Source organism: Lautropia dentalis, assembly GCF_003892345.1.
GTDB lineage: Bacteria > Pseudomonadota > Gammaproteobacteria > Burkholderiales > Burkholderiaceae_E > Lautropia > Lautropia dentalis.
Genome location: NZ_RRUE01000002.1, coordinates 873,562 through 887,594 on the forward strand (window position 1 = coordinate 873,562; position 14,033 = coordinate 887,594).

Here is a 14,033-nt window from a genome sequence, read left to right on the forward strand (position 1 = left end):
GGGTAGAGTGCCTTATGGCCTGTCGGGGTCGATGCTGATACGCGGGTGCAGAACGGGTGATTGACGTCCATTGCCATTATCTGCCGGCGGTCGATGATGGCGCCCAGGACTTGCAGTCGGCCCTGCGCCTGATCCGGCTGGCCCGGGCCGACGGTGTTCGCAAACTGGTGCTGACACCGCATGTCCATGCGGGCCGCTGGGACAACTCCCTCGGCTTTCTGCTGCCGCGTTTCGATGCCTTCCGCAATCTGGTGGCGTCGAAGAACATCGATGTCGAACTGTATCTGGGGGCCGAGGTCCATCTGCTGCCCGAATCGCTGCGGCTGCTCAACGAGGGGCAGATCCCGTTCATCGGTGGCTGGGATGGCATGAAGGTCATGCTGCTGGAGCTGCCCGGTGGGGGCATTCCGCCCAACGCCCTGGCGGCCGTCCGCTACCTGGTCGGCCAGGGGGTGCTGCCCATGGTGGCCCACCCCGAGCGCAACAAAACGGTGATGGCCGATGTGTCGTCGCTGGAGCCCTTTGTGGAAGAAGGGTGCCTGCTGCAGCTCACGGCCGCATCGGTAATTGGCGAATTTGGCAGCCGCGCCTATCGGACGGCCCAGGCCATTCTGAAGAAGGGCTGGGCGGGGGTGGTGGCTTCCGACGCACACAACGCCAGTCACCGGCGCACCCGCATGAAGGCGGCCTTTCGCTTCCTGCGCAAGCACTATGGCGAGACGGTGGCCGAGCGGCTGCTGGTCAGTTCCCCCGAACGTCTGCTGAACGAGCGGCAGACGCTGTGCATGGACACGATGGCGCGGCTGGAGGCGGTGCGCTGGTAGCGGCAGGCCGGTGACGGCACACCGGGCAGTCGGGGTCGCGCGGGACGCGCAGGTCGGTGAAGCGCAGCGTGCGGCCGTCGAGCAGGTGCAGGCGCCCCACACTGGGCGAGCCGAAACCACCGGCCAGCTTCAGGGCCTCGCTGGCCTGCAGGGTGCCGATGATGCCGGTGAGCGGTGCAAACACGCCCATCTGCGAGCAGCGCACCTCTTCCACGCTCTCGCCGTCCGGAAACAGGCAGTGATAGCAGGGCGATGTGGGCCGGCGCGTGTCGAACACGGCCAGCTGGCCATCGAAGCGGATGGCCGCCCCCGACACCAGCGGTTTGCCATGGCGCACGCAGGCCGCGTTCACCGCATGGCGGGTGACGAAGTTGTCGCTGCAGTCCAGCACCACGTCGGCCTGGCGGACGGCCTCGTCGAGGGAAGGGGACTGGGACGATGCCGGTGCGCCGGCGTGCGGACAGGCAGCATCGCGCCGGGTCTCTGTACCGTGCGGGAGGGTACCCGAGACCGGGTTATCCGAAACGGGGGCACCCTGGTCAGGGGTGTTGCCGGTGGTGGCTGTGTGCTCCAGCCGGGGCAGGGGGATGACCTGCACGTCCGGGTTCAGCGCCTGCAGCGTCAGCGCGGCCGAGGCCGTCTTGGCCATGCCGATGCGGTCCTGCCGGTGCAGGATCTGGCGTTGCAGGTTGGTGAGATCCACCGTGTCGCCGTCGGCCAGCATCAGCGTGCCCACGCCGGCCGCCGCCAGATAGAGTGCGGCCGGCGAACCCAGTCCGCCTGCGCCCACCACCAGCATGCGGCTGGCCAGCAGCCGTTCCTGGGCCTCGATGCCGATGTCGTCCAGCAGGATGTGCCGGCTGTATCGCAGCAGTTGGTCGTCGTTCATGACACGATGATGCCACGAGGCGGCATTTCATGAGAGCGCAGGATGGACCTGCCCGTTCCTGCACCGGCCATGTGCTGACAGCGTGCCGTACGCAGGCAGGGTCGTTCGCCTTGCCTGGCAGGGCTGCCGGTAGTGCATGGCCGGGGTCGCCCGAAGGGAAACCCCGCCGGATGCCGGCCCGCCGGGGTTCCACTGACCCCGAAGACTTTCTCGGGGCAGAAAGCGCTTACTTCTTGCCCGGTGCAGCCTCGGGCGCGGCAGGTGCCTTGCCGGCCGGCTGGGTGGCCGGTGCCGTGCTGCCTGCCTTGCCGTCGGTGGCCTTGCCTTCCGGGGCCTTCCCATTGGCTTCGCCCTGGCCTTTTGCATCGGCCTTCGGCTCGACCGCCTTGCCATCGACCACGCCCTGGGCGGGCGGTGCTTTCTGGATGGTCTTGCCCTTCAGGTAGTTGAGGGCCTGCTGCAGCTGGAAGTCGCTGGCGGGCGTACCCAGCTCGATGGGCTTGTAGTTCTTCAGGCGCTGCTGGTCGGCTGAGGAGGGCGCCGTGGACTTTACCTCGGGGGTGGTGTCGCGGTCGTTGCTCAGGTGACGCTGCAGGTCGGCCTCGCGGATGCGGAAGCCGTTGATGTCGCCGTCGGCCGATTCTTCCACCACGTAGTCGGGCACGATGCCGCGGGCCTGGATGGAGCGGCCATTGGGCGTGTAGTAGCGGGCCGTGGTGAGCTTGATGGCCGTTTTCTGGCCCGACAGCGGCAGGATGGTCTGCACCGAACCCTTGCCGAAGGTCTGCGTGCCCAGCACGACGGCGCGCTTGTGGTCCTGCAGGGCGCCGGCCACGATCTCGGAGGCCGAGGCAGAGCCCGCATTGACCAGCACCACCATCTTCGCCGACTTGGTCCAGGCCGGCAGGGTGGCGATGCGGTCGGTGCGCGAGGCGCCGGTCATGTAGTCCTGCGGGGTGGCGTAGAACTTGCGGCGGGCATCTTCGGTGCGGCCGTCGGTGGAGGTGACCTCCATGCCGGGCTGCAGGAACGCAGCCGACACGCCGATGGCGCCGTGCAGCAGGCCGCCCGGATCATTGCGCAGATCCAGCACGATTTCCTTCAGGGCGCCCTTGTTCTGTTTGGCTAGCTGGTCGAGGTGGTTGACCAGATTGTTGATCGTGTGCTCCTGGAACTGCGAGATGCGCACGTAGCCCACGCCCGGCTCCAGCAGCTTGCTGCGCACCGACTGTACCTGGATGATGTCGCGCACGATGGTCATCACGATGGGCTCGGGCACGCCCTTGCGCTGCAGCGTGATGGTGATGGGGCTCTTGGGCTTGCCGCGCATCAGCTTCACGGCCTCTTCGAGGCGCATGTCCTTGGTGGGGGTGTCGCCGATCTTGATGATCAGGTCGCCGGCCTTCACGCCAGCCTTGGCGGCCGGGGTGCCCTCGATGGGCGAGACTACCTTCACGAAGCCGTCTTCCGTGCCGATCTCGATGCCCAGTCCGCCGAACTCGCCCTGCGTGTTGACCTGCAGTTCCTTGAACGCGTTTTCGTCCAGATAGGCGGAGTGCGGGTCCAGCCCGGTGAGCATGCCGCTGATGGCGTCGGTGATCAGCTTGCTGTCCTTCACCGGCTCGACGTAGTACGCCTTGATGGTGCCGAAGACCTCACTGAACTGGCGCAGTTCGTCCAGCGGCAGGACGTTGCGGTTGGTGTTGCCGCGTTCGGCCACGGCGGTGAGGCCAAGACTGAGCGCAATGCCGGCAATGGCGCCAATGCCCACGAGCCGGGCAGATCTGAAATTGGACATGAAGGACGCGATCCTTTGTACGGGCAACTCGGAAATTGGGGAAGAGACGAACGTGCTCTTCGGGGGCGTGCGTGGACCGGCTCGTCCCCGCGCTGGTCCATGACACGCGCCAATCTTCCAGTATAACGGCGCAGGACGCAATTCCATACGTCGGGTCGGGTCAATACCTGCCCCTGCACGCCAGAAAGATAGGGCGCGTTGCGTAAAACTTCAACTCGCCCCGGGTAAAACTTCGACGGAGAAGCCGCAACGCTGGCGGCAAAACGTAACCGTGGTCCTGATTCCGGGCCTGGGCCATGACCACAGGCATGGGGAGGCAGGTATGGGGGCGCAGGTAGGGCGCGTGGGTGTGGACGGTGTGGATGGTATGTATGGGCATGGGGCGCGCGACCATGCCTGTGGTCGTGGGCCGGTGCGCCGGCCGGGGGCGCAAAAAAGCCCAGTGCCTCCGGAGAGGCGGGCCGGGCGGCAGGGCGCGTGTCAGGGGAGATCAGACCCATGACATGCGCCGGGTCGGGTGCCGGATGGCAGCCACGAGGCGCAGCCTGCGGTGCCGTCCGTGAGGAAGGCGGTGCCTGCTGCGTGGCGGTTGAGGCCATCCGGCGGGAGCGGTCAGCCTTGGGGACCCTGGGGCATCACTTCTTCGCGCTGCCCTGTTTGGCCACGGCGGCCATGGCGGCCTCGATTTCGGCCTGGTTGCCCAGATAGTAGTGCTTGATGGGCTTGAGGTTGTCGTCCAGTTCGTACACGAGCGGGCGGGCCGTCGGGATGTTCAGCTCGACGATGTCGTCGTCGGAAATGCCATCCAGATGCTTGATCAGCGCGCGCAGCGAGTTGCCGTGTGCGGCGATGATCACGCGCTTGCCCGACTTGATGGTGGGCGCGATGCTCTCGTTCCAGAACGGCAGTACGCGGGCCACGGTGTCCTTCAGGCATTCGGTGCGCGGCTGCTCGGCCTTCGGCACGGTGGCATAGCGCGGGTTGTTGAGCTGCTCCAGCAGGCGCTCGTCGTCCTCGGCCAGCGGCGGGGGGGCGATGGCGTAGGCACGACGCCAAATCTTGACCTGGTCCTCACCATACTTGGCGGCGGTTTCGGCCTTGTTCCAGCCCTGCAGGTTGCCGTAGTGGCGTTCGTTCAGGCGCCAGCTGTGCGTGACCGGCAGCCACATCCGGTCCATCTCGCCCAGCACGGTCCAGAGGGTACGGATGGCGCGACGCAGAACCGACGTATAGCACACGTCGAAGTCGTAGCCTTCGTCCTTCAGCAGCTTGCCGGCGCGGACGGCTTCCTGGTGGCCGTTGTCGGTCAGGTCGACATCGGTCCAGCCGGTGAAGCGGTTTTCCAGGTTCCACTGGCTTTCGCCGTGGCGGATGAGCACGAGTTTGTAGGTCATGGGATTGCTCCTCGGGCGGGAAAGATATAATTCTCGCCTATTTTGCAGGGGCAGATCTCGTGAACTTTATAAGCCAGAATGTCTTTCTGATCCTCATTGCGGCAGCAGCGGGCGGTCTGTTGCTCTGGGACGCCATCCGCGGCCGGGGCGGCAACGCCATCGGCACGCTCGAAGCCACCCAGCTCATCAACCAGAAAGGCGCACAGGTAGCCGATCTCCGGGCCGACAAGGCCTTCCGCGCCGGCCATCTGCCGGCCTCGAAGAACGTGCTGCCCGACCGGGTGCAAACCTGGGTTGCCAGCGTGGAAACGGGCAAGCCCATCCTGCTCGTCTGCGACAACGGCCTGGCCTCCCAGAAGGCCGCCGCCGCCCTCAAGGCCGCCGGCCGGCCCGATGTGTACAGCCTCAAGGGCGGCATCGACGCCTGGGTGCAGGCGGGCATTCCGCTGGTCAAGTAGCGCCCCCTTCCTGGTGCCCCCGTGCCGGTACCGGGTGCGGGCAGGCGTCCCGCCGGCCAGGAAGGGGCGCATGCCGTTTGAGCAGGGAAGCACCGCCCCTGCTGTCTCCGGCTCACGCCTGCAGATGGCGTCTGCCGCCGTCTGTCGGCCCCTGTCGCCTGCCCCTTGAAAGGCAGGGCGTCAGCCGCCATGCTGCAGGGCAGGCGGCCCGTGCGGGCCGCCACATTCGATTCGTACAGGAGCAAGAACACATGGCCAACGTGGTGATGTATGCCAAGACTACCTGCCCCTACTGCCACCGGGCCAGAGCCCTGCTGGACGAGAAGGGCGTGCAGAACCTGGAACTGATCCTCATCGACCGCGATCCGTCGCGCCGTCCCGAGATGATCGAGCGTGCCGGCGGCCGTACCACCGTGCCGCAGATCTTCATCGACGGCCAGCACGTGGGCGGCTGCGACGACCTGATGGCGCTCGAACGCGCCGGCAAGCTGGATCCGCTGCTGGCTGCGTGAGTACGGCCGGCAAGACCTGCTGGACGCGAGGCGCGCACTTTCGTCACGCGAAGGGCGCGCCTTTTCGTTAACATTCAGAATCTCGTCATTCAACCCCACCATTACCCAACCAGAGCCCGAGCATGGCAGAAGAGAACAACAACCCGGTCTTCCAGATCCAGCGCATGTACCTGAAGGACCTGTCGCTGGAAATCCCGCACGCACCGCACATCTTCCTGGAACAGGCCCAGCCCACCGTCGAGGTGGCCATCGACAACAGCCACGAGCAGCTGGCCGACGGCATCCATGAAGTCACCGTCACCGTCACCGTCACCACCCGCATCGACAACGACCGCGTGGTGTTCCTGGTGGAAGGCAAGCAGGCTGGCATCTTCGAGATCCGCAACATTCCCGAAGACCAGATGGACATCGTGCTGAACATCGTCTGCCCGAACACCGTCTATCCGTACCTGCGCTCGAACATCGCCGACGTGATCCAGCGGGCCGGCTTCCCGCCGATCCACCTGGCCGAGATCAACTTCGAGGTGCTCTACCAGCAGCGTCTGGCCGCCCAGCAGCAGAACGGCGAGGCGCCGGCTGCCGCCAACGACGAGAACCCGTCGGGTACCACGCACTGAGCACGGGGCGCCGGAACCTGCCGGAGGCCGCGACCTGCGCGTGGCCATCCGGCTGGTGCCGCGGCCTCACGGTGCGGCACATCGATGGCTGGACGGCCGCTGGCCGGACAGCAGACCCATGGCCGCACAGCAGCAGGCCGGAGCCTGCATGGCTCGATGACACTCCCGCGGGAGCAGGCAGATGAACGTCAGACAGAATGTGGCGCTGGCCCTGTTGGCCGGCAGCCTGTTGATGGTTGCCGGTACGGCCGGGGCCGCGGCGAAGGTGGAAGAGGCCACCTCGCGCAGTCCCGGTTCAGCCGCCCAGCAGGCGCCCGCCGCCGCGCGCGGGGCCGGTGCCCGTGGGGCTGCCGACGACACCCCCAGCGGCCCGATGACCCCCAGCGAAACCCTGGGGCCGGCCAGCAAGGGCAATGCCGCCGCCAGCAAGCCGGCCGACACGTCGCGCAAGGCCCGGGTGCCCGGCATGGCGCGTTACCGCTCGATCGGTCACGACGACGTGGTGATGTTCGATGCGCCGTCCGACAAGGCGAAGAAGCTCTATCAGGCGCCGCATGGCATGCCGGTGGAGATCATCGCCGTGCTGCAGGGCTGGGTGAAGGTCCGCGACATGCAGGGCGACATTGCCTGGGTGCAGCGCGATGACCTGTCCGACCGCCGCACCGTCATTGCCACCACCACGGCGACGATGCTCAGGGAGCCGGATCAGGCCGCCATGCCCTGGTTCGATGCGGCCCGGGGTGTGGTGTTCGAGCTGGAGGGCGATGCGCTCAAGCCGGTCGATGACAAGGGTTTTGTCCGTGTGCATCACGCCGACGGGCAAAGCGGCTACGTCGAGGCCGGGCAGCTCTGGGGCATCTGACGCCCGGCTGTCCGGTACGCGCCGTGCACCGGGACGTTACGTGTCGTGCCCGGGACGCTTGCGTGTCGTGCACGGGGACGCTTTCGTGACGCCCGGGGCGAACGGGGGCATGATGCAGGCCAGCCGCCGTCCTGGGGCGAAAATCCGGGCATCCGAAGCCGGACGCAGGAACCGGCACACTGGAGACGGGATCTGACACCATGAAAATCGCCATTCTGGGCGCCGGTGCCTGGGGTACCGCACTGGCCATCCATACCGCCAGCCGGCACGAGGTGTCGCTGTGGTCACGCAATCTGGACGTGCTGGCCTCGGTGCGCGCGCAGCGCGTCAACCAGCGTTATCTGCCGGATGTACCGGTGCCCGAGGGCATCCAGATGGTGGGTGATCTGGCCGAGGCCGTCGAGGGCGCCGAGCTGGTGGTGATGGCCACGTCGGTGGCGGGTCTGCAGCCGGTGGCCGAGGCGCTGGCCCAGGTGCTGGGCAGCCGGACGCCGCCGCCGTCGCCAGAGGGGCCGATGCCCTTGCGGGAAGCCGTCGTCACTGACGCTGCCACGGCGTCGGTCGCCGGCGGGCGGGCCGATGCCTCCGGGAAGGATGCGCCTGCCGGTTCCGCTTCGTTCGTTGCCCAGGCGGCATCGTCGGCGGCGCAGGGCGGTTCAGCCTCCGATCCCTTCCGTTCCCTGACCCTGCCCGGCATCGTCAGCCTTGCCAAGGGGTTGCAGGCCGCTACGGGCCGGCTGCCCCATCAGGTGCTGGCCGACGCGTTGCCGGGCTGCGCCATCGGCTGCCTGAGCGGTCCGAGCTTTGCGCAGGAAGTGGCGGCCGGCCTGCCGGCGGCGCTCACCGCTGCGTCCGGTGACGCGGCACTGGGACACCAGATGGTGGGCGCCTTCCATCACAGCGCGCTGCGTACCTACCGCAGCACCGACATCGTCGGGGTGGAGGTGGGCGGGGCACTCAAGAACATCATGGCCGTGGCCACCGGCGTCTGCGACGGTCTGGGGCTGGGTCTCAACGCCCGTTCGGCGCTGCTCACGCGCGGTCTGGCCGAAATCACCCGCTTCGGTCTGGCGCAGGGTGCCGAGGCCGAGACCTTCCTGGGCCTTGCCGGCGTGGGCGATCTGGTGCTGACCTGCACGGGCGATCTCTCCCGCAACCGTCGGGTGGGGCTGATGCTGGCCAAGGGGCATTCTCTGGCCGATATTCTGGCCGAGCTGGGGCACGTGGCCGAAGGCGTGGCCTGCTGCCCGGCCGTGGTGGCGCGCGCCGAAGCCCTGCAGGTGGACCTGCCGATCAGCTGGTCGGTGCAGCAGGTCATCGAGGGACATCTGTCGCCGCTGGACGCGGTGGCGGCCCTACTGGCGCGAGAACCGCGGGATGAGTGAGTAACGGGCGGGGTTCCTGGGTCTGTGGCTGGATCTGTGTGCCGTGGCCCGGCTGGAGCCTGTGTCTGGAGCCTGTGCTGGTGCTCTGACTTGGGGACTGTCGGTCTGATGGCAGTAGAGAATCAGGCTGTGTGCCGCCTGGTGGTGGAAGCAACGTTCAGGATGCTGCTGCTCCCGCGAACCCGTGCTGTCGCCACGCTTCGAACACCGTCACGGCCACCGAATTGGACAGGTTCAGGCTGCGGTTGTCGGGCCGCATGGGCAGGCGCAGCAGATTCTCGGGGGGAATGCTGGCCAGTGCCTCATCGGTCAGCCCGGCCGTTTCGCGGCCGAACACCAGATGGTCGCCGGGCATGAAGCGCGTGGTGTAGGGGCTGCCCGTGCCACTGGTGCTGAGCCCGAACAGCCGCGGCGGCTGTGTGGCTTCCAGATAGGCGGCCCAGCCCGGGTGCACCTGCACCGAAACGAACTCGTGATAGTCCAGCCCCGCCCGGCGCATTTTGGCGTGGTCGATGGGAAAGCCCAGCGGTTCGATCAGGTGCAGCGTGCAGCCGGTATTGGCGCACAGCCGGATGACATTGCCGGTGTTGGGCGGGATTTCGGGCTGGACGAGAACGACGTGGAACATGGGGGACAGGCCAGTCCGGAGGGAATCGCCCTCCGGGCCGCGCATGATTGTGTGCCGTGCCCTGAAACCATTGAGAATGCCGCGGCCCTGCCGCCCTGTCCTGCACGCTCAAAGGGGGGCTCGCGGGGACGAATGAGTGCGTAGTATCCGCACAGTCGGGGGCAGGTGCAAGTCTTGCCGGGGGGCTTTGCTGCCATGTGCCTGCATGTGGCGAGCTGTGCGGGAGGCTGCGAATCCGTCTGCAGAGGTGCATCCATGGGGCACATTCATCGAGGCAGGGCATCCATGGACGCGTCCATCGATGTGCATTCGTTGAGGCACGTCCATTGGAGAGGCGATGTGTCACCGGCAGGATCACACCGTCCGGGCCACCACCACCGCGCTGACCTGTGCCGCACCGGCCGCCAGCAGGGCGCGGGCGGCCTCGGCCAGCGTGTTGCCGGTGGTCAGCACGTCATCGACCAGCATGATGTGACGGCCGGCCACGCGGGCCGGGTTGGGTACCTCGAAGGCGCCCTGCAGGTTTCTTCCCCGGTCTGGCTGGGACTGCTCCGACTGTCGTGCCGTGTGCCGTGCCCGGGCCAGCCATTCGGCCCGTACCGGCGGGCAGACCAGGGGGGCGTGGCCCTGCATGGCCAGCGCAATCTGCAGCGCCTGGTTGTAGCCGCGCTCGGCCAGCCGGGGGCCGGAGAGCGGAATGGGGACGAGGGCGTCTGGCCAGTGGCGGTGCCGTGGTGATGAGACATGCGTGTCGCTGGCCACGGAGACGGCAGCGGCGTCGGATGCTGTGTCGAAAGGGGCAGCGTCGGGAACTGTGGTGTCGAGTGTGGTGGCCCCAGGCGTGGTGGCCGTGTGGGTCATGTCACCGTTACTGCCGGACATTTCGCCTGCGCGAGGTATGGAAAGATCCTCTGCCGCTGCCAGTGCCTGCTGCAACGCATCCATCAGCAGCATCCCCAGCGGCTGGGCCAGCTGCATCTGCTGGCCGAATTTCAACGCGGTCAGGGCATGATTCAGCGGCGGTGCGTAGTTGGCCAGTGCGATGGTCATGGCCAGCGGCAGCGGGGTGCGGCGTTTGGCACAGTCCGGACATGTCCCCCGGCTGCCCGGCCGCAGGGCGTGCCCCAGCGTTCCGAAGGCGGCCGAACGCAGCGCCCAGTCATCGGGCAGCGGAAAGGCACAGGTCCAGCAGCGTACCTGGCCCTGACCGGGCAGGGTACCGGTACAGGCGGCGCAGAGCGCCTGCGCATCACAGGGCTGGCCACACAGCAGACAGGCGCGCGGCAGCAGCCGGCCGGCCAGCATGCCCAGCCATCGGCGGGGGTGGTGTCGGGCAGTCTGGATGCTCAAGCGTGGACTGGCGGTCCCCGCAGGCCGCCGGGGATTTCGTGGCTCCGCTGCGCCGTCGTTTCGCAGTCCGGCTGCCTGGCCGTTTTGGAGCGTCGGAGCCCCTTCGTTCTGGGGCCTGGCTGTCCGTTCCTGCAGGTTTCCAGGGGATTTGTCGGGGTCAACCCTGTTCACGACATGCTCCAGAATGAAAAATGCAACATTACAATGCAATCAAAAGGATGCCTATCGAAAGACGCACACCCATCCAAAGGTGCATGTCCCTCGGAGAGGCGCACCCATCTGGAGGCGTTCCCAGCATGACCATGTCCGGATGCACGTGCACAGACTGCTGCGTCTGGATGAGTGCAGCCGTGACGCGATGCGAACGCTGTCCCGGTTACCGCCGCCACAGACCTTTCAGCGCAGGCAGGGCGGACATGTTCTGCGCAGCCGCTGGTTCGCGCAGTCGCCCGCCTTGTCCTGCATGCGCCCAAGGAAGGGAGGGAACAACACGTCCTGCACACGCCGAGGCCGCATCCTGCCGCTCCCCGCTTCCGGACGCGAGGAAGCTTCTTCTATACTCGCCATCATGCTTAAGCCATCAGGACTAGATCGTCTGGCCGTACGCCGGGCCTTCAACGACAGGCGTTCGGGCGAGAGCCGGGCAGACTTCCTGCTGGCCGATGTCGAGCGCCGGCTGGTCGAGCGGCTGGAACCGATGCGGCTCGATCAGGTGCAGACCGTGCTCGACCTGGGCTGTGGGCTGGGCCGCTCGCTGCCTGCGCTGGCGCGCCGCTTCCCCGGTGCCACGCTGCTGGCACTGGACATGGCCGAACAGCCGCTCATCGAGCGTCGGACGCTGGACGTGCGGGCCCGCCGGGGGCTGCGCGGGCTGCTCAACCGCATTCGCGCCCGGGGTGAGCACCAGGCCGACGCCATACCCTCGCCCCGCTGGATCGGCGCCGACGCGCACCGCCTGCCGCTGGCCGCCAGCAGCGTGGACGTGATCTGGTCCAGCCTGGTGTTTCACTGGTTCGACGATCCGCTGGCCGTACTGAAGGAGTGCTACCGGGTGCTGCGTCCCAACGGGCTGCTGGCGCTGTCGGCCTTCGGGGTCGATACCTGCCGCGAGCTTCGGGCCTCCCAGCCGGATTCCTCGGCCGAGAACCGCTTTGCCGTGGCCGGCCAGTGGCCGTCGTTTCAGGACATGCACGACTGGGGCGACGCCCTGATGGAAAACGGCTTCGCCGAACCCGTGATGGACACCGAGCACCTGAAGCTCGGCTACCAGTCGGCCGAGGGGCTGAAGGCCGACATGGCCGCGCTGGGTTTTCCGGCGCCATCGCTGGGCCGGATGGCGCCGTCACTGACCATCGAGCTGGTCTTTGGCCACGCCTGGGTGCCGGCCTGGAAGGTGCGCAGCGATGGCCTGTCGCCCATCAACATCATCCGCAAGGGGAAGATCAGCCGATGACGCCTGACGTTGTTACTGCCGCCGCACCGGGCGGCCTGCAGGGCCTGCTGCTGTGGATCGGCGTGGCCGTGGGCGCAGCCACCTGCGCCGCCATTTTCTTCGTGACGGTGCGCCATCGCCTGCGCACCCAGGCCAGCACGGGACGCGACCGTCCCACCCAGGCTGACAGGGGGCGCGACCGTCGTGCGCTGCTGGCCGAAGTGCTCTGGGTGCTCACGCCGATGCTGATGATCATCGGGCTGGGCTGGTGGGTGGTGGCCGAATGGCTGGCCGGACGGGCGGCATGAAGGGAAGGACGCCTCTGTCGTCCACGACAGGCACCCAGGCCGATGGGGCGATGCGGGCCAGCGAACAGGCCGAACCCGCTGGGCGCGTGCAGCCCTGTAACGGTGTGTCTTCCTCCGGCGGCGCGGCCCAGTCCGGGCCTTCCGGCGATGCGGTCCAACCCGGGCCTTCCGGCTGTGTGGCCCGGCCCAGGCCTTCCGGCGACACGACCCAGCCCGGGCTTTCCGGCAGAACGGACGGGCAGGGCACCGGTGATCGCCTGACCCGCCTGCGCCGCCGCTACCGCCGGCTGCTGTCCATCACCCTGTTTCTCACCTTCGACCTGATCATCTTCGGCGCCTTCGTGCGCCTCGTCGATGCCGGCCTGGGCTGCCCCGACTGGCCGGGCTGCTATGGTCACGTCACCCCGCACGGCGCTGCCGAGCACATCGCGGCCGAAGTGGCCATGCTGCCCGACGGGCCGGTCACCGTCTTCAAGGCGTGGGTGGAAATGCTGCATCGCTACATCGCCAGTGGCCTCGGGCTGCTGGTGATTGTCCTGCTGTGGCTGACGGTACGCTGGCGGCGGCTGGACAGAATAAATAATTCTGAATCATGTGCAGTGAGTGGCCGTGTGGCAGCGGAAAGTCCTGTGGAAGCGGGTGACCGCGTGGCACCGGGTGCCGGAGGCGCCGCGGAAGGCAACCTTGCCCGGACAGGCGCCCCCTCCGTGGCAGATGGGTCTGCCACCGAACGTCAGGCAAGCGCCTTGGCCGTCACAAGGCATGCGGCAGGGCGTTTGAACCGTCACCGCTTCGGAGAGATCCGCTATGCCGACGGCAGCTTTGCTCCCTCTGTGGTGCTGGCCGTCTTCACGCTGGTGTGGATCATCCTGCAGGGGCTGTTCGGCATGTGGACCGTCACCCTGCGGCTGATGCCGGTGGTGGTCACCGCCCACCTGCTGGGCGCGCAGATTCTCTTCATGGCACTGATGGCACAGCAGAACCGCGTGCAGCCGCAACCCGTGGTCACGCCGTCTGCCGCGCCGCTGGCTGGCTGGTCGCGGCTCCTGCTGGTGCTGCTGATCGCCCAGCTGCTGCTGGGGGGCTGGGTGAGCAGCAACTATGCGGCGCTCGGCTGCGAGGATTTTCCGCTGTGCCACGGCAGCCTCTGGCCCGACATGGATCTGGCCTCGGGCTTCGAGCTGTGGCGGCCGCTGGGTACCCAGGCCGATGGCGAACCGCTGGAGTATCAGGCCCTCACCGGCATCCACTACATGCACCGGCTGATGGCCTACGTCGTGTTCGCCCTGGCGGGCGTGCTGGCCTGGCGCCTGTGGCGGCTGCATGGGCTGGAACGGCTGGCGCGCCTGCTGGCGGCCGTACTGTTGGCCCAGTTCATCACCGGGCTGGCGAACGTCTTTCTGGACTGGCCGCTCGTCGCGGCGCTGGCGCATACCGCGGGCGCGGCCGGGCTGGTCGGTATTATCTTCATGATAGACTTTCGCGCACATCATGCCGCCGGTCTTTTGCCGTCATCCCAGTCTCCTGAAGCCGATCGCCGCGGCACAGCAGACCTTACCTGACCCGGATTGACGCC

At 67.4% G+C, this 14,033-nt stretch carries 14 protein-coding genes; 9 read left to right on the forward strand and 5 right to left on the reverse strand.

The genetic code is table 11. The features are described from left to right. Window positions 1-56 precede the first annotated feature (56 nt). Window positions 57-824: a tyrosine-protein phosphatase gene (locus EHV23_RS11540; RefSeq protein WP_125096208.1), complete on the forward strand. Its 768-nt coding sequence runs from the start codon at window positions 57-59 to the stop codon at window positions 822-824. Here EHV23_RS11540 and EHV23_RS11545 read toward each other — a convergent pair. The 3 genes from EHV23_RS11545 to gpmA all read right to left on the reverse strand — a co-directional run bounded on the left by EHV23_RS11545 (window position 742) and on the right by gpmA (window position 4,905). Continuing rightward, on the reverse strand, window positions 742-1,713 hold the full coding sequence (locus EHV23_RS11545) for a HesA/MoeB/ThiF family protein (RefSeq protein WP_125096209.1): 972 nt from the start codon (window positions 1,711-1,713) through the stop codon (window positions 742-744). The genes EHV23_RS11540 and EHV23_RS11545 overlap by 83 nt on opposite strands. 226 nt (window positions 1,714-1,939) lie before the next feature. Continuing rightward, on the reverse strand, window positions 1,940-3,511 hold the full coding sequence (locus EHV23_RS11550; protein ID WP_125096210.1) for a S41 family peptidase: 1,572 nt from the start codon (window positions 3,509-3,511) through the stop codon (window positions 1,940-1,942). 635 nt (window positions 3,512-4,146) lie between these two features. Then, window positions 4,147-4,905, reverse strand: a complete 759-nt coding sequence (gpmA, locus tag EHV23_RS11555) for a 2,3-diphosphoglycerate-dependent phosphoglycerate mutase (protein WP_125096211.1) — start codon at window positions 4,903-4,905, stop codon at window positions 4,147-4,149. Window positions 4,906-4,964: 59 nt separating this feature from the next. Here gpmA and EHV23_RS11560 point away from each other — a divergent pair, with 59 nt between their 5' ends. The 5 genes from EHV23_RS11560 (at window position 4,965) to EHV23_RS11580 (ending at window position 8,739) form a co-directional block, all read left to right on the forward strand. Beyond that, window positions 4,965-5,363 (forward strand): rhodanese-like domain-containing protein, encoded by a 399-nt coding sequence (locus EHV23_RS11560; protein WP_125096212.1) that lies wholly within the window; start codon window positions 4,965-4,967, stop codon window positions 5,361-5,363. Window positions 5,364-5,614: 251 nt separating this feature from the next. Beyond that, window positions 5,615-5,875, forward strand: a complete 261-nt coding sequence (gene grxC, locus EHV23_RS11565; RefSeq protein WP_125096213.1) for a glutaredoxin 3 — start codon at window positions 5,615-5,617, stop codon at window positions 5,873-5,875. A 122-nt stretch (window positions 5,876-5,997) separates the two neighbouring features. Continuing rightward, a complete protein-coding gene (gene secB, locus EHV23_RS11570) occupies window positions 5,998-6,492 on the forward strand; it encodes a protein-export chaperone SecB (RefSeq protein ID WP_125096214.1) in 495 nt (164 codons plus the stop codon). A gap of 181 nt (window positions 6,493-6,673) precedes the next feature. After that, the gene (locus EHV23_RS11575; protein ID WP_125096215.1) at window positions 6,674-7,354 is read left to right on the forward strand and encodes an SH3 domain-containing protein; all 681 of its coding nucleotides are present in this window, start codon (window positions 6,674-6,676) and stop codon (window positions 7,352-7,354) included. Between the two features lie 200 nt (window positions 7,355-7,554). Continuing rightward, window positions 7,555-8,739, forward strand: a complete 1,185-nt coding sequence (locus EHV23_RS11580) for an NAD(P)H-dependent glycerol-3-phosphate dehydrogenase (RefSeq protein ID WP_125096216.1) — start codon at window positions 7,555-7,557, stop codon at window positions 8,737-8,739. A 157-nt stretch (window positions 8,740-8,896) separates the two neighbouring features. On the opposite strand, the gene EHV23_RS11585 is transcribed toward EHV23_RS11580, so the two are convergent. Further along, window positions 8,897-9,367 (reverse strand): tRNA (cytidine(34)-2'-O)-methyltransferase, encoded by a 471-nt coding sequence (locus EHV23_RS11585; protein WP_125096217.1) that lies wholly within the window; start codon window positions 9,365-9,367, stop codon window positions 8,897-8,899. A gap of 354 nt (window positions 9,368-9,721) precedes the next feature. Beyond that, entirely contained in the window at window positions 9,722-10,717 is a 996-nt protein-coding gene (locus EHV23_RS11590) for a ComF family protein (RefSeq protein WP_158615953.1), read from the reverse strand. Between the two features lie 568 nt (window positions 10,718-11,285). Here EHV23_RS11590 and EHV23_RS15305 point away from each other — a divergent pair. From EHV23_RS15305 to EHV23_RS15310, 3 genes are read left to right on the forward strand one after another with little or no spacing between them, the layout of a single operon-like run. After that, complete coding sequence (locus EHV23_RS15305) at window positions 11,286-12,170, forward strand: methyltransferase domain-containing protein (RefSeq protein WP_158615954.1); 885 nt, start codon at window positions 11,286-11,288, stop codon at window positions 12,168-12,170. After that, window positions 12,167-12,457, forward strand: a complete 291-nt coding sequence (locus EHV23_RS11600; RefSeq protein WP_125096220.1) for a cytochrome c oxidase subunit II — start codon at window positions 12,167-12,169, stop codon at window positions 12,455-12,457. Before EHV23_RS15305 ends, EHV23_RS11600 begins: the two co-directional genes overlap by 4 nt. Continuing rightward, window positions 12,454-14,019 carry a COX15/CtaA family protein gene (locus EHV23_RS15310; protein WP_158615955.1) on the forward strand — a complete coding sequence of 522 codons (1,566 nt, stop codon included), beginning with the start codon at window positions 12,454-12,456 and terminating at the stop codon, window positions 14,017-14,019. Before EHV23_RS11600 ends, EHV23_RS15310 begins: the two co-directional genes overlap by 4 nt. Window positions 14,020-14,033 lie beyond the last annotated feature (14 nt).

Bases quoted from the DNA above. Each gene is read 5' to 3' on its own strand.
- EHV23_RS11580 (WP_125096216.1), top strand. From the start codon at position 7,555: ATGAAAATCGCCATTCTGGGCGCCGGTGCCTGGGGTACCGCACTGGCC.
- EHV23_RS11600 (WP_125096220.1), top strand. From the start codon at position 12,167: ATGACGCCTGACGTTGTTACTGCCGCCGCACCGGGCGGCCTGCAGGGC.
- EHV23_RS11550 (WP_125096210.1), bottom strand. From the start codon at position 3,511: ATGTCCAATTTCAGATCTGCCCGGCTCGTGGGCATTGGCGCCATTGCC.
- EHV23_RS11585 (WP_125096217.1), bottom strand. From the start codon at position 9,367: ATGTTCCACGTCGTTCTCGTCCAGCCCGAAATCCCGCCCAACACCGGC.
- EHV23_RS11575 (WP_125096215.1), top strand. From the start codon at position 6,674: ATGAACGTCAGACAGAATGTGGCGCTGGCCCTGTTGGCCGGCAGCCTG.
- secB (WP_125096214.1), top strand. From the start codon at position 5,998: ATGGCAGAAGAGAACAACAACCCGGTCTTCCAGATCCAGCGCATGTAC.
- gpmA (WP_125096211.1), bottom strand. From the start codon at position 4,905: ATGACCTACAAACTCGTGCTCATCCGCCACGGCGAAAGCCAGTGGAAC.
- grxC (WP_125096213.1), top strand. From the start codon at position 5,615: ATGGCCAACGTGGTGATGTATGCCAAGACTACCTGCCCCTACTGCCAC.
- EHV23_RS15310 (WP_158615955.1), top strand. From the start codon at position 12,454: ATGAAGGGAAGGACGCCTCTGTCGTCCACGACAGGCACCCAGGCCGAT.
- EHV23_RS15305 (WP_158615954.1), top strand. From the start codon at position 11,286: ATGCTTAAGCCATCAGGACTAGATCGTCTGGCCGTACGCCGGGCCTTC.
- EHV23_RS11545 (WP_125096209.1), bottom strand. From the start codon at position 1,713: ATGAACGACGACCAACTGCTGCGATACAGCCGGCACATCCTGCTGGAC.